The organism is Erythrobacter sp. AP23, assembly GCF_001542855.1.
In the GTDB taxonomy this organism is placed as follows: Bacteria; Pseudomonadota; Alphaproteobacteria; order Sphingomonadales; family Sphingomonadaceae; genus Qipengyuania.
Genome location: NZ_LNBY01000001.1, coordinates 227,027 through 251,681, shown reverse-complemented (window position 1 = coordinate 251,681; position 24,655 = coordinate 227,027). Strand labels below are relative to the sequence as shown.

At 63.6% G+C, this 24,655-nt stretch carries 19 protein-coding genes; 6 read left to right on the top strand and 13 right to left on the bottom strand.

Features of this window, described 5'->3' with window-relative positions:
• Positions 1–11 precede the first annotated feature (11 nt).
• The 3 genes from phoU to ASS64_RS01145 all read left to right on the top strand — a co-directional run bounded on the left by phoU (position 12) and on the right by ASS64_RS01145 (position 2,418).
• Positions 12–683, top strand: a complete 672-nt coding sequence (phoU, locus tag ASS64_RS01155) for a phosphate signaling complex protein PhoU (protein ID WP_067690248.1) — start codon at positions 12–14, stop codon at positions 681–683.
• 70 nt (positions 684–753) lie between these two features.
• Complete coding sequence (phoB, locus tag ASS64_RS01150) at positions 754–1,440, top strand: phosphate regulon transcriptional regulator PhoB (RefSeq protein WP_067690245.1); 687 nt, start codon at positions 754–756, stop codon at positions 1,438–1,440.
• Positions 1,441–1,503: 63 nt separating this feature from the next.
• Positions 1,504–2,418, top strand: coding sequence for a hypothetical protein (locus ASS64_RS01145; RefSeq protein ID WP_067688564.1), 915 nt, complete (start codon positions 1,504–1,506; stop codon positions 2,416–2,418).
• A 62-nt stretch (positions 2,419–2,480) separates the two neighbouring features.
• Here ASS64_RS01145 and ASS64_RS01140 read toward each other — a convergent pair whose 3' ends face one another.
• The 5 genes from ASS64_RS01140 to ASS64_RS01120 form a co-directional block, all read right to left on the bottom strand.
• Positions 2,481–3,206 (bottom strand): extensin family protein, encoded by a 726-nt coding sequence (locus ASS64_RS01140; RefSeq protein WP_234002276.1) that lies wholly within the window; start codon positions 3,204–3,206, stop codon positions 2,481–2,483.
• Entirely contained in the window at positions 3,203–3,838 is a 636-nt protein-coding gene (locus ASS64_RS01135; RefSeq protein WP_067688558.1) for a LysE family translocator, read from the bottom strand. The genes ASS64_RS01140 and ASS64_RS01135 overlap by 4 nt, the downstream gene beginning before the upstream one ends.
• Positions 3,839–3,848: 10 nt before the next feature.
• Positions 3,849–7,550, bottom strand: a complete 3,702-nt coding sequence (locus ASS64_RS01130; protein WP_067688556.1) for an error-prone DNA polymerase — start codon at positions 7,548–7,550, stop codon at positions 3,849–3,851.
• Between the two features lie 122 nt (positions 7,551–7,672).
• A complete protein-coding gene (locus ASS64_RS01125; RefSeq protein WP_067690242.1) occupies positions 7,673–9,121 on the bottom strand; it encodes a UdgX family uracil-DNA binding protein in 1,449 nt (482 codons plus the stop codon).
• 91 nt (positions 9,122–9,212) lie between these two features.
• Positions 9,213–10,457: a putative DNA modification/repair radical SAM protein gene (locus ASS64_RS01120; protein ID WP_067688553.1), complete on the bottom strand. Its 1,245-nt coding sequence runs from the start codon at positions 10,455–10,457 to the stop codon at positions 9,213–9,215.
• A 218-nt stretch (positions 10,458–10,675) separates the two neighbouring features.
• Between ASS64_RS01120 and ASS64_RS01115 the strand changes: the two genes are divergently transcribed.
• Complete coding sequence (locus ASS64_RS01115; protein WP_083508104.1) at positions 10,676–11,266, top strand: phosphoribosyl-AMP cyclohydrolase; 591 nt, start codon at positions 10,676–10,678, stop codon at positions 11,264–11,266.
• Between the two features lie 53 nt (positions 11,267–11,319).
• Here the strand turns inward: ASS64_RS01115 and ASS64_RS01110 are convergent, their stop codons facing one another.
• Together ASS64_RS01110 and ASS64_RS01105 are read right to left on the bottom strand one after the other, a co-directional pair.
• A complete protein-coding gene (locus ASS64_RS01110; protein WP_083508161.1) occupies positions 11,320–12,825 on the bottom strand; it encodes a DUF6504 family protein in 1,506 nt (501 codons plus the stop codon).
• A 65-nt stretch (positions 12,826–12,890) separates the two neighbouring features.
• Positions 12,891–13,640, bottom strand: a complete 750-nt coding sequence (locus ASS64_RS01105; RefSeq protein WP_234002275.1) for a hypothetical protein — start codon at positions 13,638–13,640, stop codon at positions 12,891–12,893.
• A 182-nt stretch (positions 13,641–13,822) separates the two neighbouring features.
• Here ASS64_RS01105 and ASS64_RS01100 point away from each other — a divergent pair, with 182 nt between their 5' ends.
• Positions 13,823–14,308 (top strand): pyridoxamine 5'-phosphate oxidase family protein, encoded by a 486-nt coding sequence (locus ASS64_RS01100; protein WP_067688548.1) that lies wholly within the window; start codon positions 13,823–13,825, stop codon positions 14,306–14,308.
• Positions 14,309–14,370: 62 nt separating this feature from the next.
• Here the strand turns inward: ASS64_RS01100 and ASS64_RS01095 are convergent, their stop codons facing one another.
• On the bottom strand, positions 14,371–15,801 hold the full coding sequence (locus ASS64_RS01095; protein ID WP_067688545.1) for a sodium-dependent transporter: 1,431 nt from the start codon (positions 15,799–15,801) through the stop codon (positions 14,371–14,373).
• A 127-nt stretch (positions 15,802–15,928) separates the two neighbouring features.
• Here ASS64_RS01095 and panB point away from each other — a divergent pair, with 127 nt between their 5' ends.
• Positions 15,929–16,801, top strand: coding sequence for a 3-methyl-2-oxobutanoate hydroxymethyltransferase (gene panB / locus ASS64_RS01090; protein WP_067688542.1), 873 nt, complete (start codon positions 15,929–15,931; stop codon positions 16,799–16,801).
• A 162-nt stretch (positions 16,802–16,963) separates the two neighbouring features.
• On the opposite strand, the gene ASS64_RS01085 is transcribed toward panB, so the two are convergent.
• Genes ASS64_RS01085 through ASS64_RS01065 form a run of 5 tightly spaced genes read right to left on the bottom strand, consistent with a single transcriptional unit; the run spans position 16,964 to position 24,616 of the window.
• Positions 16,964–17,965, bottom strand: coding sequence for a bile acid:sodium symporter family protein (locus ASS64_RS01085; protein ID WP_067688539.1), 1,002 nt, complete (start codon positions 17,963–17,965; stop codon positions 16,964–16,966).
• 40 nt (positions 17,966–18,005) lie between these two features.
• Complete coding sequence (locus ASS64_RS01080; RefSeq protein WP_067688536.1) at positions 18,006–19,772, bottom strand: tetratricopeptide repeat protein; 1,767 nt, start codon at positions 19,770–19,772, stop codon at positions 18,006–18,008.
• Positions 19,756–21,123, bottom strand: coding sequence for a PEP-CTERM-box response regulator transcription factor (gene prsR, locus ASS64_RS01075; protein ID WP_067688533.1), 1,368 nt, complete (start codon positions 21,121–21,123; stop codon positions 19,756–19,758). The genes ASS64_RS01080 and prsR overlap by 17 nt, the downstream gene beginning before the upstream one ends.
• Positions 21,123–23,231, bottom strand: coding sequence for an XrtA/PEP-CTERM system histidine kinase PrsK (gene prsK, locus ASS64_RS01070; protein WP_067690234.1), 2,109 nt, complete (start codon positions 23,229–23,231; stop codon positions 21,123–21,125). The genes prsR and prsK overlap by 1 nt, the downstream gene beginning before the upstream one ends.
• Entirely contained in the window at positions 23,231–24,616 is a 1,386-nt protein-coding gene (locus ASS64_RS01065) for a TIGR03013 family XrtA/PEP-CTERM system glycosyltransferase (RefSeq protein ID WP_067688530.1), read from the bottom strand. The genes prsK and ASS64_RS01065 overlap by 1 nt, the downstream gene beginning before the upstream one ends.
• Between the last annotated feature and the right edge of the window lie 39 nt (positions 24,617–24,655).

Below are 24,655 nucleotides of genomic sequence, written 5' to 3'. Positions count from 1 at the left end.
TTATGAACTCGATGCACGAACACACTGTAAAGGCCTTCGACGAGGACATCACCCGTCTGCGCGGGCTGATCGCCGAAATGGGCGGCCTTGCCGAAGCCGCGATCGCCCGGTCCCTCGAAGCGCTAGTCAAAGGCGACGACGAGCTTTCGGACAAGGTCATAAAAGGCGACAAGAAGATCGACGCTCTCGAGAGCGAGATCGACAAGCTCGCCGTGCGGATCATTGCCCTGCGTGCGCCGATGGCCGACGATCTTCGCGAAGTGATCGCCGCACTAAAGATCGCTGGCGTCGTGGAACGTATCGGCGACTATTCCAAGAATATCGCCAAGGCGAGCAAGCAAATCGGCGGCAATCGCAAGCAGTTCGAGCCGCTTACCCTGCTTCCGGCCATGGCCGAGGTCGCTGCGGAAATGGTTCACGACGTGCTGACCGCCTATGCTGCGCGCGATGCCGAACTGGCGCGCGAAGTGATCGCGGCGGACGAGAAGGTCGATGCGTTCTACAATTCGATTTTCCGCAACCTCGTCAGCCACATGGTCGAAAATCCTTCGACCATTTCGAGTGCTGCACAGATGCTGTTCATCGCGCGCAATCTCGAGCGTATCGGCGACCATGCGACCAATGTCGCCGAAATGGTGCACTTCGCGGCAACCGGCAACTATCCGGTCGACGAGGATGGTTGACACAAAATTGTAGTGCGGAGGTCATAAAGCCTTGCAGACCGAAGTTGAAACTTCCCGGAAAGGCAAGGACTTGCACGCCGCCAAACTGCTCCTGGTAGAGGACGATCCGGCCCTCTCCGAACTGCTCGAATATCGCTTCACCAACGAAGGCTATCAGGTCCGCACGACTTCCGATGGCGATGAAGCTCTGCTGCTCGCTTCCGAGGATGTTCCCGACCTCGTCATCCTCGACTGGATGATCGAGGGGACCAGCGGGATCGAGGTCTGCCGTCGCCTGCGCCGCGACAAGGAAACCGCGCACGTCCCGATCATCATGCTGACCGCGCGCGAGGCCGAGGACGATCGCGTTCGCGGACTCGATACCGGGGCCGACGATTATCTGACGAAGCCCTTTTCGCCGCGCGAATTGCTCGCCCGCGTTGCTGCCGTGATGCGCCGCATCCGCCCGGCGCTTGCGGGCGAAAGCATCGAAGTGGGTGACATCACGCTCGACCCGGTGGCGCACAAGGTGACACGGCGTGGCCGCACGCTCCAGCTCGGCCCGACGGAATACCGCCTGCTCAAATTCTTCATGGAAAGTCCGGGCCGCGTATTCAGTCGCGGGCAATTGCTCGACGGCGTGTGGGGCACCGAGAGCGAGATCGAACTGCGCACGGTCGATGTCCATATCCGCCGCCTGCGCAAAGCCATCGAGATCGAGGGGGCCAAGGATCCCGTCCGCACGGTCCGAAGCGCCGGATACTCGCTCGAAGCTTAGATCGCCGGTTCAGCACGGAAACAGGTAGCTTGCCCTAACGTTCTTCGCTTACGGAGAACACGTATGTTCGAGAAGCCCCTTGCCGCCCTGATGGCGTGCTGTTGCACGGCCGCGGTCTTAGCATGCATTCCCGCGGTCCAAGAAGGCGACAGCACCGAAGGCGAGCTCGCCTCGGGTGCGGGCTCTTCGCCGGCTCCCTCGGCCGTGCCAGTCGCCAGCAGTCGCGAAATCGAGGGTAAATGGGACATCGTCAGCTTCGACGATTACGAGCCCGCGCGGCTTCGCGGCGCGACCCGTGTCGCCTTTGCCGATTTCGGCGACAGCGGAGTCTCGCTGCGGATCGAATGCAATTATTCGGGCGCAGCAGGCGTAGTCGTCGATGGCAGGTTCGAACCCAGACCCGACGAAGGCATTCAGACCGCCATGGGCTGCGGCGAAGAACGCGAGGCGCGCGATGCTGCGCTGTTCGGCTTCTTCCGGAAATCACCGACGGTCGAGCGACTGCCAGACGGCAAGCTCCTCCTGAGGGCAAACGGGAAGGAACTCCTGCTTCAGCGCCCAGACGAGCGCAGGCTCGAATTCCTGCCGCGCCCTGCCGAACTCGAAGGCAATTGGCGCATGGTCGGCGTAACGCGCTATCTCGACGGCAACGGCTATGCCGGCATCGGCCTGTCGGACGTGCCCGGACGCGTGCGCTTCGCCGATGGCCGGGCCAGCTACACGCGCTGCGTGCAATATGATTTCGCCTACAGCTATTCCGAAGAGGGGCGTCTACTGAAAACCTCTGGCCCTGCCGTTCCGTCCACACCGACGGATTGCAACGAGCTTGGCGAAAAGCGGCAGGGTTCGGCCGAGATGCCGGTCCAGTGGGATGCGCTGAGGGTTCTCCACGCGAGTCCGCTGGTCGAATGGGCCGGACCGGAGGAGATCCTCATATCGACCGACAGTATCGGCCTGGTGCTATCGCGCGCTCCGTAATGGACGATGGAACAGTCGGACGATCGCTTTGAAACCAACGAGGTCGATTGCGCTTCGCCCGGCTAGCGACACACCCCACGCCAGCGCGGGCTCATATCGAAATGGAAATGGTCGGCATGCGCGGCGTTGTAGTCGGGCGAGAGGACGGTGGCGAAGCTGCCGCAGGCCCCGTCGCGCACCTCGCGCAGGAAGCGCGCCTCGTCGCCCTCGCCTCGCCAGTCGCGCAGCACGCTGATGCGCGTGCCATCCTCAAGCACGAAACCGGCGATATCCAGCGCATTGGCGGTGGCGTGCTCGCTCCACGGACCCTCGTCGCGCCCATAGAGGCGGCGGCAGGAATAGGCGCCAAGGTGCTCTATTTCGGCAATTCCCGAATCGAAGATGCGTCGTGCTGACGGGTCGAGAAAGTCTCGTTCCCACAGGAGCAGCGCGATCGCGGCCGGACAGGTGACCGGCGTGGTCGCCGGCGAGAGCGGTAAGTCGCCGAGCCGGGTGCGGTCCTCTCTGCGGCACGCGCCCTCGCCCGCCGGTTCGAGCACCTCGTGCGCGATATCGCTGCGTTCGAGCACCGCGCGGCATGCGCGAACGTCGTCGCGCAGCGCGCGCAGCTTGGCCTCGGTCGCCCAGCCCACCGGGTGGCGCAGGTCGAGCGGAGCCCAGGGATCGTGCTGCGGATGTGCGGCCAGCCATGCGCGTCCGGCAAGCAGGCAGGCTGCGAGTATCAGCAGCAGGACCATGCGCCGGTCGCCGGCGAATGTCCCGATACTCCGCGATATCGTCAGCTTCACAACCCGCTCTCCAGCAGTTCGGCCAGAACCAGTGCCGAGATCACCAGGAACAGCGCTCCGATGCCACGATCGATCCAGCGGCGGGTCGCGGCGCGCTCCATCAGGCGCGCGAGCCGTTGGCCGGCGACGATGTAGAGCGCGCCGATCGGCAGATCGATCGCCAGCGCCAGCACCGCTAAAATCACGATCTGCGGGCCGATTGCCGAGCCTGGATCGACGAAGGGCGGGATGATCGCGACCATGTAGATCAGCGATTTAGGATTGCCGATGGCGATGAATATCCCGTCGCGAAAGGCATGGCGCGATGGCTGCCGGGCGGGTGATGGCGCGTCGCCCTCCGGATGGAAGGAGTGGCGGATCGCCTGCACGCCGAGCCAGGCGAGATAGCCGATCCCGGCGAAGGCCAGCATGCGGAAGGCGAGCGGATAGGTCGCCGCCAGCGTCCCGAGCCCGAATGCGGCCAGCACCCACCAGGCGAGGTAACCGATCTGCATCCCCAGCAGCGCCGCCCAGCCCGAGCGCGCGCCGCGCCAGATCGCCTGCCCCATGACGAACAGCATCGACTGCCCCGGCACCAGGCTGGTGGTCGCGGTCACCAGCGCGAAGGCGACGAGCTTCTCGGCATCGATCATGTGGCGGCCCCTAGTGGAAGTCGCGGCTCGGGGGAATGATCCTCACGTCGCGCGGGTGCCCGCCCCGCCATCCGCATTCGCGATTGCCCGGCGGCGGTTCCTCCCACGGTTCGACGGGTCGATAGGGATCGTCCTTGCCTTCCCTGAGATTGTCGCGCGGATTGACCTTGGCAGGCAGCGGCGAGGTGACATGATCGGCGCGTGCGACCGGCGCATCGAGCATGTCGTCGGACAGGCGATAGAGCTGATCGGTCGCATCGGTCATGTGCTGCGCGATGACGTGGATTACCTCGTCGTCATATTCGACCCGTCCACGCACCTCCATCAGGCGCGAACCCATCACCACACGGCGCTGTTTTTCCTTGAGATCCGGCCAGACGACGAGATTGATGACGCCGGTTTCGTCCTCCAGCGTGATGAAGCACACGCCCTTGGCCGAACCGGGCCGCTGGCGGATCAGCACCACGCCTGCGACATGGACCATGGAGCGCAGCTTGCGCGCGCGCAGGTCGCAGGCGCGCACGAAGCCGCGCTCGGCCAGGCTGGCGCGCAGGAAGGCCATCGGGTGCGCCTTCAGGCTGAGGCGCGTGGTCTGGTAATCCGCCACGACTTCCTCGCTGAGCGGCATCTGGGGAAGCCGCGTGCGTGGGGCCTCTGCGCCCTCGTCGCGCGCTGCAGCGGCAGCGAACAGCGGCAGATCGGGCGCGCCGACGATGCTGCGCGCATCCCACAGGGCCTGGCGCCGCGAGAGGTTGATCGAACCGAAGCAGTCCGCGCTCGCAAGCCGCTCGATATGCGCCGGACCGATGCCGGCACGGTCTCTCAGCGCCGCGACGTCGGCGTAGCGCCCGCGTTCCTCGCGTTCGGCAATCAGTCGCGCCGCCACGGCTTCGGGCAGGCCATCGACCTGTCGTAGACCGAGCCGCAGGGCGATGTGGGTGTCCATCCTGCCCCGCCCCTCCCGTTCGTCATCCCCGCGAAGGCGGGGATCCAGATAAGCGTACGCTAAAGAATTAGCGTTAGATGGGCCCCTGCCTTCGCAGGGGCGACGGGAAGCAGGAATTTCTTCGTCAATCTCTTCCAGCGTGCACTCCCACTGCGAGCAATTCACATCCGCCGGCAGCACCGTCACCCCGTGCTCCACCGCATCGCGCACGATCTGTGCCGGGGCATAAAAGCCCATCGGCTGCGAGTTGAGCAGCGCGCAGCCGAAAGCGGCGGGGAAGTGGCATTTGAGCCAGCTCGACACATAGACGAGATGTGCGAAGCTGGCCGCGTGACTTTCGGGGAAGCCGTATTCGCCGAAGCCGCGGATCTGGTTGAAGCAGCGCTGCGCGAAGTCGCGATCGTAGCCCCGGTGGACCATGCGCTCGACCATCATGTCCTGCAATTCGTCGACCATGCCGCGGCTGCGGAAGGTCGCCATGGCCTTGCGCAGCCGGTTGGCCTCGAGCGAGGAGAATTTCGCCGCGTCGAGCGCGATTTTCATCGCCTGTTCCTGGAAGATCGGCACGCCCAATGTGCGCTCGAGAATGCTTGAAAGCTCATCGGGCGGACCATGCCTGGGGCTCGGGGCCGGTATGACCACCTGTTCCGCCCCGCGCCTGCGTTTGAGATAGGGATGCACCATATCACCCTGGATCGGCCCCGGGCGCACGATGGCAACCTGGATCACCAGGTCGTAGAATTCACGCGGACGCAAACGCGGCAGCATGTTCATCTGCGCTCGGCTTTCGACCTGGAACACGCCGAGCGAATCGCCCTTGCGCAGCATGGCATAGGTTTCAGGGTCCTCGCGCGGGACGCTGGCCAGCGTCAGCGGGCGATTGTGATGGTCGTCGAGCAGGTCGAGGCACTTGCGGATGCAGGTCAGCATGCCCAGCGCCAGGACATCGACCTTGAGGATGCCCAGCGCCTCGATATCGTCCTTGTCCCACTCGATGAACGTGCGCTCGGGCATGGCGCCATTGCCGATCGGCACGGTCTCGGTCAGCGCGCCTTCGGTAAGGATGAACCCGCCGACATGCTGGGATAGATGGCGTGGCATACCAATCATTTGCTCGGTCAGCTTGAGGACACGTCGCAGGTGCGGATCGGTCACGTCCATGCCGGTTTCCGCCGCGTGGCGTTCGCTGATCTCGCGGCCCCACCCCCCCCAGACGGTCTTGGCCAGCGCGGCGGTGACATCCTCGGTCAGCCCCATCGCCTTGCCCACCTCGCGGATCGCCATGCGCGGGCGATAATGGATCACCGTGGCGCACAGGCCCGCGCGGTGGCGACCGTATTTGCGATAGATGTACTGGATCACCTCCTCGCGCCGCTCATGCTCGAAATCGACGTCGATATCGGGCGGCTCCTTGCGCTCTTCGGAGATGAAGCGGTCGAACAGCAGCGCATGCTTGGCCGGGTCGACACTGGTAATGCCGAGGCAGTAGCACACGGCCGAATTGGCCGCGCTGCCGCGCCCCTGGCACAGGATGGGCGGGTCGACCCCGCGCGCATAATCGACGATGTCCTTGATGGTGAGGAAATAGCGCGCAAGCTCGAGCTTGCCGATCAGCGCCAGCTCGCGCTCGAGCGTCTGGCGCACGCTGTCGGGCAAGCCGCCGGGATAACGCCACTCCGCCCCCTTCCAGGTCTCGCCTTCGAGGAATTGCTGGGGGCTCTGCCCGTCGGGGTAGATTTCCTCGGGATATTCGTAGCGCAGCTCGTCGAGGCTGAAATTGCAGGCATCGGCGACCTCGCGCGTGGCGGCGATGGCGTGCGGCCAGCGCTCGAACAGCCGGATCATGGTCTCGGGCTGCTTGAGGTAGCGTTCGCCATTGCCGTGGAGCAGATACCCGGCGGCGGCGACCGTGGTCTTGTGCCGGATCGCGGTCATCACGTCCTGCAACGGCCGCCGGTCGGGCGTCGCATAATGCACATCGTTGGTAGCGAGGATGGTGAGGCCATGCGCGTGGGCAAGCGCGTCGAGCCGCTCGATCCGGGCAATGTCGCTGTCGGTGTAGAGGAAGGCCGCAGCGATATGGCGCAGTGTGGGGAGCTGGGCGGCAAGATGGGGAAGGATGTCGGCCAGACTTCCGTCCATTGCCACCTTCTCCACGTCACCCCGGCCCCCGAGCCGGGGTCCCGCTTCTTCTGGTTCAGTGCTGGAAGAAAAGCAGGGCCCCGGATCAAGTCCGGGGTGACGGAAGGGGATGATGTTGCTTTCGATTTCGATGGTGAAGCGCTGATCGAGATCGCGCGGCGGGAGGAGGATGAGTTGCACGCCCTCGGCATGCGCGGCGAGCATGGCGAGGCTGATATCGCAGGCGCCCTTCTCCTGCCATTCGCCGTCGAGCGTGCGCATCCGGCCCGCCGAAATCAGGCGACACAGGCGGCCATAGGCGGCGCGATCGGTGGGATAGACGAGAAAGGCGAGACCCTCGACCGTTTCTATCCTGCAGCCGATAAGCGGCTTCAGCTTCAGCGTTTTTGCCTCTGTATGGATGCGCACCACGCCGGCCATGGTGTTGGCATCGGCGATCCCGATCGCGTCATATCCCAGCCTGCGGGCCTGCAGCACGAGATCGACCGCATCCGAAGCCCCGCGCAGGAAACTGAAGCAGGAGACGAGGCCCAGTTCGACGAAAGGGCTGCGCGGCGGCGCATCGATGCCGTCCGGGTCGAGCTCGATCGTCCGCTTGGGTATCTGGAGGTCGTTTTCGGGCATGGCGGACGGGCCTCGAGGCCGCCGTCATCCCTGCGAAGGCAGGGATCCATCCACCCTCGCGCATCGGCGAAAGCTTGGCTGGACCCCCGCCTTCGCAGGGGTAACGAGGGACATTAGGGGTTTCATGGCGCAGATAGTTCCGCGAGCCGCTCCCTCATCGCGGCGAGATCGGCATCGAAGAGGCGCGCCTGTTCTTCTCGCGCAGGCCCCTCCAGGCGCAGCAGGTAGGAGGGGTGCGCGGTGATCCACAGCTCGCTGCCATCCTCGAGCGGGATCGGCTGCCCGCGCACCTTCGCAATGCTCACCGTCTTGCCCAGAATCGCGCGCGCCGCACTCGCACCCATCGCCAGCACCAGCTTCGGCTGCACGATCGCGCGCTCGCTTTCGATCCACCAGCGGCAAGTGTCGATCTCCTTCGCACCCGGGTTCTGGTGCAGCCGCCTTTTGCCGCGCTGGACATATTTGAAGTGCTTCACTGCATTGGTGACGTAAGATCCGCGCCGGTCGATCCCGGCCTTTTCCAGATGCATATCGAGCAATTGTCCGGCCGGGCCGACGAAGGGGCGCCCCGCCTGATCCTCCTGATCACCCGGTTGCTCGCCGACGATCATGAGTGCTGCGTCCTGCGGTCCCTCGCCCATCACCGCATGGTTGTCGAGCTGGCCGATGGGGCACTTGCGGCAGGCGTGGATGGCTTTGTCGATGGTTGCCAGCGTGTCGGGCCGTTCCTCGAACTCCAACGCACCTTCCTCGACCATAGCGCTTTCCCGCTTCTGCGCGCCCGCCACCAGCTCGGGGATGAGCGCGGCCTCCGGCATGTTCTTCCAGTATTTCCTGGGCATTTCCTTGAGCATCGCGCCGACCTTCAGCCGCGCGGGGTTGAAGATCGAGGCGTAATAGCTGCGCCACAGGTCCTCCATCGGATCGCCACCGGGCGCATCGCTCCGCTCGGCGGGCGGGCCCTCGGACATGGTCTCACCGTCCCAATGCAGGCTTCCGCGCGGGGTCAGGATCGACCAGCGCATGTTGGCAAAGCGCCGCATGAAGAAGCCAGCATTAGCGCGCAAAATATGGTGATCGGGTTCGAACCAGGCCACGTAATGCTCGCCCGCCTCGCTATCCTCATCCTCGTTCTCGACCAGGCGGAAGCGGACGAAGGCGTGCATTTTGTGGCTGTCTCGCCGCACGTTCTTGGCGAGGTCTTCCACCCGCCGCACGTCGGGGTCGGCCTTGTCCTCCATGATGCGCGGGGTCGCCTGCAGCCGCCACAGCAGGCGATAGAGCAGCGCGAAACGTTCGGGCTCGGAATGGAGGATGGCGTTGCGGGCCAGGCTCACGAAGCGCTTGCTTGCGCGGACCTGGCGGGCGTCGTCGGACGGTACCGGCATGCGCCGCTCCCCATGCGTAAAGAGATCGCCGCTGCCGCTTGGCTCGACCCAGGCGATGCGATCTGGCGGGATCTCGCACTGGACCAGCGCGCGCGCCCGCTCGCGCCAGAAGTCGAAATCGTCCGCTTCGGGCAGGTGCACCACGTAATAGATACCGAGCTTGACGTGTTGGAGTGCGGTCATAGCCACCTCCATTCGCTTCGAGCGCAGTCGAGAGGCATTCGGGCAGAGTGTCTCGACTTCGCTCGACACGAACGGAAGGAAAGAACGAACCTCATGCGGCAAACAGCTCCAACTGCTCGGTTTTGGGCGCGAGCAGGCTGCGCAAATCGGCGCGGTCGGTGAGGGTCACGGGCCGCCAGTCGACGGTGCAGATGAAGGGACGCACCTTTGTGATCGACTGGGTCAGTCGCGCCACATCGTCGAGCCGCAAATTGCGGTGGCGGCGGCTGGCGAGGATCCTGCCCACCGCCTTCACGCCAAGTCCCGGCACGCGCAGCAATTGCTCCTTGCTCGCGCGGTTCACATCGACCGGGAATTGCTCACGAAACTTCAGCGCCCAAGCGAGCTTGGGGTCGATATCGAGCGGCAGATTTCCGTCCGCCTCGGTCGCCTGCATCACCTCGGCCGGTTTATAGCCATAGAAGCGCATCAGCCAGTCGGACTGGTAGAGCCTGTGTTCGCGGATCAGCGGCGGGCGTTTCAGCGGCAGCACCGCGCTGGCATCGGGGATCGGTGAGAAGGCGCTGTAGTAGACCCGGCGCAAACCAAAGCTGTCGTAAAGCCTGCTGGCCTTGCCGACGATGTCCGCATCGCTCGCCGCATCGGCCCCGACGATCATCTGGGTCGACTGGCCCGCGGGCGCGAAGCGCGGAGCGTGCTTGAATCTTTTGTGCGCGTCTTTCAGCTCAGTAATGTCGCTTTTGACCTTCCCCATCGCGCCTTCGATCTGGCGCGCATCCTTGTCGGGCGCGAGACGGGTAAGCCCACTGTCGGTCGGCAGTTCGACATTGATCGACACGCGATCAGCATAAAGCCCCGCCTGGTGGACGATCTCGGCATCCGCCTCGGGGATGGTCTTGAGATGGATATAGCCGCGAAAATCGTGCTCTTCCCGCAGGATGCGCGCGACTTCTACCAGCTGTTCCATCGTGTGATTCGAGCTCTTCACGATGCCCGAGGACAGGAACAGCCCCTCGATATAATTGCGCCGGTAGAAGGCCAATGTGAGGTCGACCACCTCCTGCGGCGTGAACCGCGCGCGCGCCACGTTCGAACTCTTGCGGTTGATGCAGTAGTGGCAATCGAAAATGCAGTGGTTGGTCAGCAGTATCTTGAGCAGGCTGATACAGCGACCATCGGGCGCATAGGCGTGGCAGATGCCCATCCCCTCGGTCGAGCCGATCCCCTTCCCGCCCATCGAATTGCGCTTGGCCGTACCCGACGAGGCGCACGATGCATCGTATTTCGCCGCATCGGCGAGAATTTCGAGTTTCTGGAGGATGGTTCGCGCGGACATTCGTTCCTTATATGTTCCGCCGCGGGATTCGCCAATATCAAAAGCTATTCGCTCGACGGGAACCGAAATTCGATTCGCGCGTAAATGCGACGCGGACCGGGCCCCTCTGGCGAGCTTTTGCTCGTGATGTCGGACGTATACTGGGGGGTTAGCCATATTCTCACATGCTGCCCTTCGGTGCCCATCCGGGCGTCAATCAATCCTGAGAAGGGAAAGACATGACCAAGATCTTGCTTACGACTATCCTTGCCGGCAGCTCGCTGGCTCTTGCTGCATGCAGCGAAACGACCACGGAAGCCGGAGACGGCAGTGCAACCGCCGAAACGGCGGTAGCAGCCGACCCCATTACCGAAGCCGAGGTCGAAGCGGCGCAGCAGGCCTGGGGCGAAGGCATCGTGGCCATCGGCCAGACCTACACCGAAGAAGGCGACTATCGCGCCCGCGCGCAGGAACACATCGCCACGCACTATGCCTATGGCGACGACCAGACGATCCTGTTCAAGCCCACGCTGGCTGCGGAGGATCAGTTCCGCGAGAATGACGGCGAGGCGCTCAGCTATTTCGTCGGCACCGAAGGAACCGAAGACGGCGGTTTCGCCATCGCACCCTATACCGGGGTTCGCTGGGAAAATAATGGCACGGTCATCTCCGATAGCGGCGACATGGCCGTGGCGATGGGCAATTACTATTTCACCGGTACCGACGGCAACGAAACGAAGGTGGAGTATTCCTTCGCCTATGAGCGCGGCGATGACGGCGAGCTCAAGATCGTGCTCCATCACAGCTCGCTGCCCTACAGCGCGAACTGATCGGAGTTTTTCACGCCAAGGGCCGCTCTTCGGGGCGGCCCTTTCTTTTCGTCTCAGGCACACAATCCCTGCAGGTACCAGTCGGGCGCACCGCCGCGCCCATCACCGACGATACCCTGGCGGTAGATCCAGTAGCGCCGCCCTTCCCCATCTTCGATCCGGTAATAATCGCGCAGGCGCGCCCCACGCCGTTCGCGCCACCATTCGGGCGCGATGCGCTCGGGCCCTTCCACCCGCGCAACCTCATGCACCTGCCCGCGCCAGCGAAAACGCTGCGGATGGCCGTCGGGCGTTGCATAAAGCACCGCGATCTTCTCAGGATTATCGAGCAGTTTGAGCGGCCGTGCATGGAAGGCCAATTGCCCCTGCGAAGCCGGTTCGGGTTCGAGCGGCGGCTGCCAGCGCTGCGCGCGCTCGGGGATATAGCTGGCGAAGGGCACCGGGCGACTGACCGCCTTCGCGCCAAGACGGACCGTCAGCCGGTCGATACAGGCGGCAAGGCTGGTGCCCCGGGTCTCCGCCGCGGTCTCGATATCGCTCTGCTCCAGAGCAAGCGGCTCGGCCCAGCTGGCGCGCAGGCGCAGCATCTCGATCCCGAATCCTGCGTCGATATCGTCGAGACGTGCGGCGAACAGGCGGACGATATGCGCCGGATCGCGCGTGGCGGCGGCCATTTCGAGACGGCGCACCACCACCTTGCCATCGACTCGCCACAGCTGCAGTTCGAGTCGCCGCGCACCCTTCCCCTGCCCTTCGAGTTCGCGCGCCATGTCCGCGGCAAGGTCGGCCACCACGCGGTCGAGCAATGCCCGGTAGCGGATCGGCTCCAACAGCCGGCGCTGGACCAGCGGTATCTGTTGCGGGACGACGGGCAGCAGCGGCTCGGGCACGCGACCGAGCAACTGGTCGAGACGGATCAGCGGATTGGCGGCGGGCGATTTGCGGTTGCGGAACCGCCGCTGGATCGCATCGCGCCCAATGGTGGCGATCTCGCCCATGCGTTTGAGGCCGAGGCGGCGCAGCACCGTGACCACGTCCTCGTCGAGGCGAAGCGCGGCCACGGGCAGGTCGGCCAAGGCCCGCTCGATCGCATCGTGCCCCTCCACGATCGCGGCATCGGGGCCGTAGTGCGCCAGCGCCCAGGCTGCACCGGCGGTAGGCGCGATGGCGGCGCGAATGGACAGTCGGCGCTTGGCGAAGGCCTCGTGGACGTCGGCCAGCAGATGTTTCTCGCCACCAAAGAGATGCGGCACCGAAGTCACGTCGACCAGCACGCCGTCGGGCGCATCGAGCGCCGACCACGGTCCCCAGCGTTGCGCCCAGATGGCGAGATCTTCGAGGAAAGTCAGATCGCCCGCCGGATCGGAAGGCGCGGTGGCGATTTCGGGACACAGCGTGCGCGCATCGGCGAGCATCATGCCCCTGCGCGCACCGGCAGCGGCCCCGGCGCGATTGACCGCCTCGATCCGCGGCCCATGCGCGGTATCGCCGATCAGCACCAGCGGCCCAGAATCGAGGGCAGCCCCGCTCTCGCCCATCGCCATGCTCCAGCGATCCATCGCCAGCGCGGGAAGCCAAATCGACAGGATGCGGCGGGAACGCGATATGCCCGCAGGCGGCACGCTCACGCCCGGCGCGGCGGGTGTCGCAGGCACAATCCCGCCGTCCAGTCGGCCATCGCTTCGTCGGCCTCGCGCCGGGCCTTGCTCGCAGTGAGAGAGCCCTGCTCCTCAGCCAGCACCCACTCGCCTGGCGCATGCGAACGCGCACGGAACAGTTCGGCCCGCCAGCGCGGCGCCCCGGGAGCCTGCGCATTCCAGTGCGGCGACAGCGAGGGGGCCGAGGTTATCTCCCACCGCATGCGTGCAGAGGACAGGTCGCGCGCCGCATCGATCCGGACGAGAAAAAGCGGCACGCCGTGCTTCTCGCTCGCCAGCGTCAGGCGGCGCGAGGCGGTGAGATCGAGCGGCTTGGGATTGCCCGCGATCTCCCCCACCACGAAGGCGAGATCGCGGCAGCGCAACCCTTCCTCGAGCGCGAAGAGCGCATCTTCCGCCTTCTCCGCCAGCACATGGATGACCCGCGCCTGCAATTCTTCGGGCAATCCCGCACGGTAGGGACGTCCGACCCGCCGCACTGCCTCGCGCGTCTGGACCCACAGTACGCTACGCCGGTCCTGCGCTTCGCCGACATCCTCGCGCGGCAGGCTGCGCCAATCGTCGAGCGCCAGTGCCAATGCCGCAGCCGCCCCCACCCCCTCGCACGAGGAAGCAAAGACTTCGTTGTGCAGCGCCAGCCCCTGATTTGCCGCCAACCCCGGTCGCCAGCGTGCGTTGCGCCGCGCGGACAGCGCAGCGACGTCTTCGAAGGCCATGAACGGCAATGAGGCAAGCTCTGGTCGGGACATAGGGAAACGACTCATTCGTTCTCATTATGTTCCATATCGGATCGATTCGCAATTCGTCCTTCCATCACCCCGCCCCAGCGCAACCGGAGGAACATCCGCGCCCTAGCAGCCGTTTGAAAAACAAACGCTATCACGAAAGGACGTCACCCATGAAATATTCCGCAGGCAACCCCGACACGCTGAAGGAGAAATTTTGGCTGGCGCTGGCCGACTCGCCGTTTCTCTTCCTCGAACTCGACGGACAATCGGACACTTCAGTGCCGATGACCGCCCAGCTCGATAAGGATGCAAACAGCGCAATCTGGTTCTTCACGAGCAAGGGCAGCAGCTTCGCCAAGCTGGGTAAGGCCACCGCCAGCTTCGCCGGCAAGGATCACGACATGTTCGCTCGTTTCGACGGCATGCTGTCAGTCGAAACCAGCAAGGAACGCTTCGACCAGTTCTGGAACAATTTCGTCGAGGCCTGGTACGATGGCGGGAAGGACGATCCCGACATCCTGTTCCTGCGCATGGATTTAGGCGATGCCGAAATCTGGAGCGGCGAATTGGGCATGCTCAACACCGCCAAGATGGCGCTCGGCATGAATGTCCGGGATGAAGCCGAAGAACGCCACGTCGAAAAGGTCGATATCTAGCGCGACCTCACGGCCAACCGATTGCACAGGGCCGCTCCCCAACCGGAGCGGCCCTTTGCGCGTCAGGAGCCGAGAATGCCCGGGAACAGACCGGTCACCAGGATGATCGAGACTGCCAGGGGGCACAACCAGGCGATCAGGAAGCGCCACAGGCCGAAGGCCCAGGGCGACAGTCCGGTTGTCGTGCGCAGCAGGTTCTCATCCGCCTTCCACCCGATGAAAATCGAGGTCAGCAGCGCGCCGACCGGCAGCATCACCTTGCCCGTAAAGCCATCGACCGTGTCGAGGATATCGGTGTTCTCAAACAGTGGCCAGAAACCCAACGGGCGGACATCGGCCCAAACATTGTACCCGAGCAGGCAGGCGATCCCGATCAGGAATGCGCCGCCGCCGAAGATCAGCGCCGATTTCGGGCGGCTCCATCCCCGCTCGCCGATCCCGTAGGCGGTCGGCACCTCGAGCAGCGAAATCGAGCTGGTAACCGCCGCGACGAGGATCAGGACGAAAAACAGGAACCCGAACAATGCACCACCCGGCATCGTCTGGAACGCGAAGGGCAGGGTCTGGAACACCAGCGTCGGCCCTGCCGCCGGATCGAGACCGACAGCGAAGACGATCGGGAAGATCATCAGACCAGCCAGCAGCGCAACGCCGGTGTCCATGACCGCGATTACGCCCGCGGTGGGCCCAAGCCCGCTATTCTCCTTGATATAGGAACCATAGGTAATCAGCCCTGCCACACCCAGCGAGAGCGAGAACAGGGCCTGGCCCAGGGCGGAATTCATCACCTGCGGGGTCAGCTTCGACCAGTCGGGAGTGAACAGGAACGCCAGCGCATCGCCGATATCGCCCTCGATCGCGCCATAGATTACGAGCCCGACCAGCAGGACGAAGAACATCGGCATGAGATAGGTCGCCGCCTTCTCGATCCCCGAGCTCACCCCACGCGCAACGATGTAAAGGGTGAGGCCCATGAACAGCAAATGCATGCCAAGCAGCAGGCTCGGGCTGGCGAACATATCGCCCAACCTTTGCTGAATCTGTTCCTGGCTCTCGCCTGCAAGCGCGCCGCGGAACGGGTCGCCTGCCGCGATTGCGGAGACGAGGTCGCTTCCCATCACACCCGCGTAATAGAGGACCCAGCCGGCAACCACCGAGTAGAAGGAAACGATGAGAAAGGCCGCCAGCGCACCGACCGCGCCGAACACCGACCAACTCGGCGACGACTGCGATTGTGCCGCCACGCGGCGGATCGATCCGACAGCGTCGGTCTGCCCCACCCTGCCGATGAAGATTTCCGACAGCACCAGCGGCAGGCCCAACAGGAACACGCAGCCGATGTAGACGATCACGAAGGCCCCGCCCCCGCTTTCGCCCGCCAGTGTCGGAAAGCGCCAGATATTGCCCAGCCCCACCGCGGCGCCGACCGCTGCGAGGATGAATGCCGTACGCGAGGACCAGCCCTCGCCCGTCGAAGTCGTGGTGGCGACCATGTTCAGATTGTTCCTCTCCAGGCGCGGTGATCCCTGCCGCGTGTCAGATGCGCGCTCTTAAACACGCAATTCCGCAGAATTCCAAGCTTCGCTTTGCCATCGTCCACGCGCTTGCTAGTGGAGCGCCATGTCGACCACATTCAAGCTCGATACGAGCACCAGCCGGGCCAACCCCACTCCGCAGCCGATGAAGCGCCTGACGGTGCCGAAAATTCGCGCCCACAAGGCCGATGGCGAGACCCGCGAACCGCTCGTCATGCTGACCGCCTACACCGCCCGGCAGGCACAGCTGCTCGATGCGCATTGCGACATCCTGCTGGTCGGAGATTCGCTGGCTCAAGTGATCTACGGGCTGCCGACGACCATTCCGGTCACGCTCGATATGATGGCCAACCATGCCGCCGCCGTCGTTCGCGGAAGCTATCATTCGGTTGTCGTGGTCGACATGCCGTTCGGCTCCTACGAGCAATCGCCGCAGCAGGCCTTCGAAAGCGCGACCTTCCTGCTCAAGCAATCGGGAGCGGCAGCGGTCAAGCTGGAAGGTGGCGAGCAGATGGCCGAGACCGTCTCGTTCCTCAACCAGCGCGGTATCCCGGTGATGGGGCACGTCGGCCTGACACCCCAGGCCGTGAACGTACTTGGCGGTTATGCCGCGCGCGGACGCGACGATGCGGAAGCGAAGAAGATCGTCGGCGATGCCAAGGCGCTCGATGAAGCCGGAGCCTTCGCCATCGTCCTCGAAGGCGTTCTCGAACCGATCGCGATCGAGGCGACGAAGGCGGTATCGTGCCCGACCATCGGCATCGGAGCTTCGGCCGAATGCGACGGGCAAGTCCTGGTAACCGAAGACATGCTCGGCATGTTCGAACGCGTGCCCCGCTTCGTGAAGAAGTACGAAGACATCGCGAGCGTGATCGAAAAGACCGTGGCCCAATATGCAGGGGAAGTGCGCTCGCGCAGCTTCCCGACGCAAGACCAAACCTACCAGCCCAAGGGCTGATTTCAGGAATCCCTTTCCATAGCTACGCTTCGGCGTGTCTGCGGCTTTCTGCTCGTCTTCACTCTATTCCGCCTTAGCCTCTCCGTCTGGTACGGTTTGCCTTTCGCCTTCCTCGCGATAGTGGGAACGGGCACCGGGCTGATCGGCGCGGTCCTATCGGGCTCAGCTTCTGGTGGTCGGGGCGCCATGAGCGGCGGCATCAGCCGGATGCTGATGCGCCAGCCGAGTAGCGATCGGTGCCGCCACAACCAGTTGGCAGAAGTGATAGAGCAACAGCGCGATCACGATGAAACCCGCTTGTTCGGGCGCAAAAAGTATCGTGGCCAAGGGCGCGCCCACTGCGGCGCTTTTCTGCGCTCCCGCAAACAGAAACGCGATCCGGTCCGCACGCACCAGACCGAGAGCTCCGCCGGCAATCCATGCGCCGAGATTGGCCAAGACAAGAAACACCCCGACGAGCAAACCGATCAGCACCCAATCGTAGCCATCCACTCGCGACCAGATCCCCTGCTCGACCGCGCCCGAAAAAGCGACGTAGATAGCCGCCGATATGGCGAAGCGATCCACCCAGGCGATCTTCGGTTTGTGGCGCGAAATGAACTCGCTGGTGAGATTCTGGACCGCCTGGCCGAGGGCGAAAGGCAGGATCAGCAGCAGCATGATCTTGCCGATCACCTCCATTCCCACCGCGCCGCTCCCGCTGCCTCCGAGCGCCAGGAAAATCGGGACGGTCACGAAGACCCCGAGGATGTTGAGCAATGCCGCGCCGACGACCGACAGTGCGACATTGCCTCCAGCGAGCGCGGTGTAGGACGTGGCCGATTGCACGGTGGAAGGAAGCGTGCCCAGATAGAGGAAGCCTAGCGCAACCGATGGAGTCAGCCAGCCTTGTCCCAGGGATGCGAGCGCAAGCCCCATGAGCGCCATGGCACCGAAAACCCACAGGACGAGCGGGAGGAGAAAGCGCCAGTTGGCAATTCCGACGGCGATATCGCGTCGCGCAATCCGCATGCCGTTGAGCAGGAACAGGATGAAGATCGCCGCATTGGCGACGCTCTGTGCCACCCCCCTAGCTTCACCCGTCGCCGGAAGGAGCGCGGCCAGGCCTATGGCGGCCACGAGCATCCGCAGCATGGGGTCGGCAAATAGCGTTCTGAAAGCCATGCGCTGCACCTGCCGCTGCCTTGTAAGCTTGTCGAGACCTTCAACCCGTGCCCAGCGATCGCAGCTTGGCCTCGAGCTCGCGCCTAGCGGCTTCTTCTCTTTCGGGCAGGGCAGCAATGAGAGCCGAAATCGCCAGGGGATTCATCGGTTGCAAGTCATGCGCCGCCAGCGCGAAATCGAGCGCAGTTTCGCGATCATCGAGTTGCAGCGCACCAACGCTTCGTGCTGCGAGCACCCACGGCACCCGCACCATGCCAAGCCCCATCGAATGATCGAGAAGTCGGATAGCCCGCTCCCAGTCGCCCTCTGCCGCCAACGCATCGGCAAGGATTGCTGCGGCCTCTCCGTTCATCGGATTGTCGCGCACATAGTCTTCGAGCAACTCGCGCGCGCTTTCCGGGCTGTCCTGCGCGCCTGCAAGCCGCAAGGCTAGCGGCCACGGTCGCCGTACTCGCGCAGACCGAGCATAGGCCTCGCGCGCGGCACGCTTGTTCCCGCGCGCGAATTCGGCATCGCCGAGAATGGCCTGAGCGTCGGCCGAGCCGGGAAAGCGTTTTGCGAAATCGCGTGCCCTGCGAACCGCCGCAACCGCTTCTCGTCCGGCGATGGCACTGCGCACATAATCGCGCGTTTCGAGCCCGCCGCCGTTACCGCTACCAGAAATCGCCAGTAATTCATATGGGGTCATGCTGGGCAGTACCGACAGATTGGCTTGCCCGATAGCCGCGAGGTCGAGAAACATTGCCGCGCGCTCGCGATTTCCCAGCGCCTCGTAAGCGCGCCCCACCAGGGTTCGCAAATAGGCGGAGCCCGAACCGCTCGAAGCAGTGGTGGCAAAGCGATAGACCAGCTCGCGTTCGCCGCCGTCGCGTGACAAGGCAAAGGCGAGAAGATCGCGGATACGGGCGTTGTCGGGCTGCCGCGTGTATAAGCGGTCGAGGGCCTGCGCCGCGCTGGCGTAGTTTCCCTTTTGCAGGTCGATGATCGCCGACAGGAGGTGCGCCGACGCAAGATCATCACGCTGCAATCCTGATTTCGTCAGCAGATTCCGCGAAAGGCGGAACTGGCCACCGCGCGCTGCGATGACCGCCTGGACGAATAGTCCCCGCGGTGTTGCCGCAGCCGAGCCATCCTCTTCCCGCAGAACCTGCAATGCCTCGTCCGCGCGCCCTGCATCGCCGAGCGTGGCGGCATACTCGACCCGTAAATCGATGTTGTCAGGCTGGCTCTCCAGGGCTCTTCCCAGCAGCTCTGCACCCTTTATCAGCCCCTCTGCATCGCGCGCCAGCTGACCGCGAAAACGAAGTGCCTCGCCATTGTCGGGATCGATCGCAAGCGCGCGTTCGGCTGCCTCAATCGCTTCCAACTGCTCACCGCCACGATACCGCAACCGCCCGATATCGACCCACAATTCTGCATTGTCCGGCCTGACCCGATAGGATTGGTCGAATGCGGCACCTGCTGCCGGAAGGTTTCCCTCGGCCATTTCCAATCGGCCAAGCAATCGGAATCCACGGGCCCTTGTCTGCTCCGAGAATTCGCCCGGGGCGAGCCACTCGCGCGCCACCTGCAAATTTCCGGCGAGCAGTGCCGCCTCACCGAGCAGCGCAGCGAGTTCCTCGCGCGGCGTGCCTTCATCCAGTGCGCGATCCAGAAACACCTGCGCTGCAAGAAAATCACCGCGCGCAAGTTCGATCCGCGCGCTCTCAACGGCCGGTCGATCCGGAACGGTCTCCTCGCACCCTCCGAGCGCCGCAAGCGCAAGCGCGAGTGCAGCAATCAGCTTCAGGTCACGTCTGGAGATCATATTGCTTGAGCAAGTCGTACAGCGTCGGCCGACTAATGCCGAGCAGCTTGGCCGTGTTGGATATATTGCCCTCGCTACGCGCCAAGGCCTGGCGGATCATTCGCCTGTCCGCCTGCTCGCGCGCCGCCTTGAGATTGAGAGCGATGTCCGCACCTTCCTCGTCGGTCTGCGCCAGATCGAGATCTTCGGCGGATACCAGCTTGGCGTCCGCCATGATCACCGCTCGTTTCACCCTGTTCTCCAGCTCGCGAACGTTGCCCGGCCAGTTCCAGCCGTCGATGGCGGCAAGGGCATCTGGCGCGAAACCCTTGACCTGCGGATTCATCTCCTTCGCAAAGCGCGCCAGAAAATGCTTGGCAAGCAGTATCGCATCGCCCGGCCGTTCGGCCAGCGTCGGCACCTTCACCACGATCTCCGCCAGCCGGTAGAAAAGATCTTCGCGAAAACTTCCCTCGCCGATCATCACCTCGAGATCCTGATGCGTGGCGCAGACGATGCGGGTATCGACGGGGATCGGCTTGCGACCGCCGATGCGCTCGATCGTGCGTTCCTGCAGGAAGCGCAGCAGCTTGACCTGCAGCGGGAGCGGAATGTCGCCGACCTCGTCGAGAAACAGCGTGCCCCCGTCGGCCAGTTCGATCTTGCCCTCGGTCATCTTGACCGCACCGGTAAATGCGCCTTTTTCATGCCCGAACAGCTCGCTTTCGAGCAGGTTTTCGGGAATCGCTGCGCAATTAATGGCAATGAAGGCACCGTTGCGGCGGTCGCTGGAATCATGAACCCCACGCGCGAGCAATTCCTTGCCCGTACCGCTTGCGCCGAGGAGCATCACCGAGACGTTGGTCGGCGCAACACGCTCTATCGTACGCGCGACCTTGGCCATTTCCGGCGCGGCCGTCACCATCGAGCCGAGCACCGTGCGATCCTCACCGACCTTCTCGGCCAGGCGGCGGTTCTCCTTTTCGATCTGATGCAGGCGAAAGGCGCGCTGCACGATCAGCCCCAAAGTGTCGATGTCCACCGGCTTCTGGTAGAAATCGTAAGCTCCCTGTTCGACCGCACGCAGAGCACTCTCGCGTGCACCATGCCCCGATGCGACGATGACCTTGGTGTCGGGCTTCATCGCCATGATCGCTTCGAGAACCGCGAAACCCTCGCTCGTCCCGTCAGGATCGGGCGGAAGGCCGAGGTCGAGCGTGACAACCGCCGGTTCTTCGGACCGCAATGCGGCAAGCGCCGCCTCGCGGGTTCCCGCGATTACGACGTCGAAATCGTCATAGGCCCATTTCAGCTGTGCCTGCAGGCCCTCGTCGTCCTCGACGATCAACAGTTTGGGCTTGGATTGTGCCATCAAGCGACCTCGTTTTGTCTATTGGTTCGGCCGCGTCCGATGATCGATGCAGCCGCTTTGAGCGGCAGGCTGACGGTAAACCGGGACCCGAGACCCTCGCGCGACTGCACATCGAGCCGTCCGCCCATCGAACGAATCAGTTCGCGCGCCTCGAAGGCGCCAATGCCGAAACCGCCGGTTTTCGAGGAGACGAACGGCTTGAACAATCCATTGCGTAGGAATTGGGGAGACATGCCGCAGCCATTGTCGATCACCGTCACTTTCCCCGATACGCCGTCGCTGTACGCCTCGATCATGACCGCGCTGTCCGCTTCGCTGGCATCGACCGCATTCTGGACGAGATGGACCAGTGCCTGATCGAGCGCTTCTCGATTGCCTTCTACTTTCACCGGCTCCGCTCGAAGCATGGTCACCGGATGCGTCTTGTCCAGCCGATCCGCGACCTTTTGTGCCGCTTCGGCCAGATCGAACTGACTGCTCTTCTCGCTCTCGGGGGTACCATACCGACCCAGGCGTGCGAGCAGCGAATCGAGCTTGTCGGTGCTGTTGCGCAGCGTCACCAGCATGTCCTTGCGGAATTCGGGTTTGTCGGCGTGTTTTTCGGCATTGCGCAGCAAGAGCGACATCTGGCTCGACAGGTTCTTGATGTCGTGCATCACGAAAGCCATGCGACGGTTGAACTCGTCGAAACGGCCGGCTTCGAGCAGCGCGGCCTGACCGGCCTGTTCCGCGAGGTAGCTCGCCAGTTGGCGCCCCACCACGGCCAGAAGATCGAAATCCTCCCAGTCGAGTTTGCGCGCGACGACCGGACGCGCAAGCACCGCCAACCCGATAAGTCGGTCGAAATGAAGCAGCGGCACGGCTGCCCAGGCGCGCCTGTCTTCGCGCATCCAGTCGGGAACCAAGGCCTGTTCGCCATGGTGGTCGATGCCTTCTCGCACTTCATCCAGATCGACGATGAGCTCGCTTCGCTCGAGGACGTAACCCAGCGCGGCAGGTGCTGCGCGCGCGGGGATATCGCTGTCCGGCCAGCGCCAATTGGCAGCGATCTCGAACCCGCTGTCGTCGTCGGGCACCAGCAATATACCCGACGGACTGTCGGTGATATCCGCCAGCGCCTTCACCGCCCTTTCCTGCAGCGTCGTGTTGTCGAAGCCCGTCGAACCGATCGTGCGGGTAAACCGGATCCATTCGTTGCGATAATCGTAGCGATGTTTGAACAGGTGCTTGATTGCGGTCACCCGCAACCATCCGCGCAGACGATTCGAGGGAAGCCAGATCAGCGCCAGCGCGCCAGCCGCGATGATCAGGCCGACCTGCGTCATGCGGGCCAAATCTCCGGTCAGCATGTCGAGCGAGCGGGCCAGCGCCAGCATCAGACCGAAATAAGCGCCGATCACCAGGAGCGAAAGGAAGCGAAAGGTTGCCGCCCGCGACGGGCGAAACTCGAGCTTGGACGAAGTGCCGGTATATCCCAGCGCAAAGGGTACGGCCACGACCGCGGCCGCAATGCCGCGCAGAGCCGCCAGTTCGGCCGGCACCGATCCAACAATGTAGCCGATCGTGAAGTAATTGAGATCGAAGGCCCACAATCCGGCCAGCGCCGCGACATTCCAGCGCAAAATCAACCGCGACGAGGCTGCCGCACCGACATAGAGATTATGCAGCAGGACAAGCGCGCCCACCGCAACCATTACCCGGAACAGCGCCGCCGTCTCGAAAATCAGCTCGGCAATCTCTCCGGTCACGGCATAGCGATACGCCAGCAAGAGCAGCGCGAATTGAAGCACTTCGACGAAAGCGAGCGCGGCCACTGCCGGACGCACGACCCTGAGCGTTTCGTCGCGACCATCATTGGCGAAAAGCCGGAATAGCGTGAATAGCCATGCCAGATTGCGCGCGATTTCGGTCAGTTCTACGATCGGCTTGCCGGGTTCGAAACTGGCGGCGGCGAAACACCAGTTGGCGGTCAGGGCCAGCGCGACGATTGCCGGTGTGCGATCGCTGCGGGCCTGGTCGCCCTTGCGGGCAATCCAGATGGCCGCAAGCGCGCAGACGATGGCGCCGAGCGTATAGGCCACATAGGATAAGCTTGCCATCCAGCCCATCACCGCGCTCCATCCGGCCAAAGTATCACGCGTGCGGTTTGCAGCAGGATGAGAATGTCGAGGAAGGGCGTGTAATTCTTGGCGTAATAGAGGTCGTATTCAAGCTTGTGCCGAGCATCCTCCGTACTTGCGCCATAGGGATAATTGATCTGTGCCCACCCGGTGATCCCGGGCTTCACGACATGCCGCTCGGCATAATAGGGCAGTTCCTCTTCCAGATCGACGACGAAGGCCGGCACTTCGGGTCGCGGTCCGACGAAGCTCATTTCGCCCTTCAGCACGCTCCACACCTGCGGCAACTCGTCGATCCGTACCGTTCGGATCAAGCGGCCTATCCGCGTGACCCGCGGATCGTCCTCTTCCGCCCACTTCGCGCCCGAATCGTCGGAGCCCACGCGCATCGAGCGCAGTTTGACGAGCGTGAAATGCTGACCGTACAGCCCGACGCGGGTCTGCCGGAAGAAGGCCGGTCCTTTGCTTTCCAGCTTCACCAGAAGCGCGAAAATGCCCATTAGCGGCAAACCGACTACCAAAATCAGCAGGCTGACCACGATATCGAAGACACGTTTGCCGATGCTCGACAAGCGCCGACCGGCGGAGAAGCCGTCGGAAAAGATCAGCCAGCTTGGATTGAGTGTGTCGAGATCGACGCGGCCCATTTCGCGTTCGAGGAAACTCGAAAAATCGCTGACCTGAACGCCCTTCGTCTTCACTCGCAGCAAATCCTTGAGCGGCAACGAATTTCGCCGTTCCTGCAGGGCCAGGACGACTTCGGTGGCGCCCACGCGCTCGACGAATTTACCGAGATCGGAAATGGTTTCGCGCGGGACGGCCGCGTGAAGCGTGGGCGGAGAATCTCCCATGGCGATGAAGGCCGCCACTGTAAATCCGCTCTCCTCGCGGTGCGAAAGCTTGAGCAATCGTTCGGCGCGTTCACCTGCGCCGAGAACGATGACCGTCCGGCGGAAGGCCTCGATTCCCAACAATCTGCCGGAAAGAATACGATTGGCGATCAGGACGACAATCGAGATGCCCATTGCGTAGAGCAGCACCGAGCGCCACAGCGCCGAGCCGGGAAACATGAAATTCATCAACGAAATCGCAAGAACGCCGAGGCTTACAGCCACCAGCAGCCGTGCGGTCGCAAAGCGGATCGAGCGCAGGGCTTCGGGCCCATAAGTCCCCACCGCGATCATCGCCAGCCAGATGACGCCCGCGAAACCGCCAATTTCGAGCGCACGATCGGAAAAGTCCCCGACGCTCACCCCGATTTGCGCCACGCGCAGACGCCATGCGGCCTCGCCCGCCATAGCGAGCAGCGCAAGGTCTATCAGGGACAGCAGCACGACATTGTGGGAAATGTAGTGCTTGAAGAGGCGGATCATCCGGACCGGCTCGCAAATTGCTAGTGTCGGAAATCTTGA